This is a genomic window from Streptomyces sp. NPDC022910 (assembly GCF_055561075.1).
Genome location: NZ_JBVHHL010000163.1, coordinates 1 through 1,749, shown reverse-complemented (window position 1 = coordinate 1,749; position 1,749 = coordinate 1). Strand labels below are relative to the sequence as shown.

General features: G+C 61.8%; 1 protein-coding gene. It reads right to left on the bottom strand.

Annotated elements, in window-relative coordinates; genetic code table 11:
* Positions 1 to 1,244: DUF7405 family protein (locus ACZ3TS_RS42910; RefSeq protein WP_467628674.1), on the bottom strand; the 1,244-nt coding region annotated here is incomplete at its 3' end.
* Between the last annotated feature and the right edge of the window lie 505 nt (positions 1,245 to 1,749).

The following is a 1,749-nucleotide window of genomic DNA, read 5'->3' as shown; positions in this document are numbered from 1 at the left end:
GTGGGGTAGGCCTTCCCGTAATTGCTGGTCGTCGGTGATGTGGTGCTGTCCACCTGCGACATGCTCCCACTGTGGCCGTAGGCGTGGTACCGCTGGACCCCCTGCGCCACTTCGGCCTCACTTTGACTTGGCGGTTGGAGGGCAAACGTACCCGGCGCGGGCGAGAGGCCGGGCTGGAGCATCGCCTGGACGCGATCCGCGTACCGAGGGAAATTCTTTTCGTACCAGGCCACCAGATCTTGAAACAGGTGCGAGAGATGCATGGTCGTCCCCTGTTTGAAGTAACCGTTGGGCCACTGATCGGTGAGGCCGGGCAGGGTCTCCAGACTGGGGACGTTGTCGGGTCCCATATTCGAGTCCAGGGTGGTGGCGAAGCCGAGGAAGCCCTGCGCCTGTCGAGGAATCGACTGTGCACCGGGGATATCAGCTGCCAGCGCCATCTTGCTCGGCAGGCCCTGTTGCCCGTAGAAACCGCCTCCGGAGAAGCCCTGGCGGATACTCGTCACCTTGAACAGGCTGCCCGCCTGGTTGCTTCCAGACCCGAAGATGGCGTTTTGGGCTTCCTTGATATTGGCGATCGAGTCACTGCGGAGTAGCACGGCCACGTCATTCTGTTCCAAGCGGACCGGCCCGAAGCCAGGCGGGGGCTGGTCGCTGGGGAACGTCCTGGCCTCCTGCAGCGCATATACAGTACGGCCCTCCGTCTTGGAGGCCATCAAATCAACCGGCAGATACGCCGGGTAAGGTGTTCCCGCCTTGAAGAAGCCCGACGTCTTGCCCAGGGTTGGGATGTAGTGGTGGAAGTAGTGAAGTCCCCAGGCGACCGTGGTGGCCACTCCTGTGGGAGTGGGCGGAAATTGGCGTTCCACTTCCAGGAGGGCGGACTCGAGGTGGTGCTGCGCCTCCTGCAGCGCCTTAGCTTTCGCCGGCACATTCAGCCTTGCGGTAATGATGTGATCGTGCAGGGCTGGCACCCGGACCGCGATAGTGCCTTTGCTGCTCTTCACGCCCGAGCCATTGACCATGATCACCGGCTCGTTCTGCAGGATATACTGTTCCTCGATGGGCGGGCTGTCGGCGACAGCGGCCCGGTCCGGTGGTTCTGCAATGTTGTCGATCAACTCATAGATGCCGGCGGATGCTAGAGCGGTACCGAGGGTGCCCGCTGTCCCTTGAAGAAGGCGTCGCCTGCTCAAGTTCCCGCGCGGTCGTCCCGCACCCGCATTTTCGTTGCCATCTGTCATGAGACGCTCCACTGTGGGGTAGATGTCCGACATCACCCGGCATCGAAGGTCTGACCTGCTCGAATGACCGGGACTGACCTTCCTGCCACTAATGCGCATCGGAGGGGTCACGGGTTGAAACAGAAGGTGAGAACTAGGTGAGTGCGCCGCCGCTGAGGATCGTCGCCCAATTAGCCTGCTATCACGTCTCCCTCACGAGGGTCTGCTCGCGATGCGGGGTTTCCAGCGCCGATAAAACCTTGCGCACGTGCACCAGATAGCCGATGACGGTGGGTGTTGTGCTCGTTAATTGCCATCGTCATCACCTTCACTGTCACGATATAACCACACGCGGCCTGGTTCGTTGAATACAACACGCGGCCTGGGCCATTGAGCCAGCGCCAATCTGGTGCGGTGGTTTACCAGCTGCCTGGGTTCCCCCGAGACAGCTCTACGACGTCGGCATCGGTCCAGTGGCGAGCGTGAGCGAGGTCGCATCCGGGGCGTCGTCAGAGGTCGGGCAGGC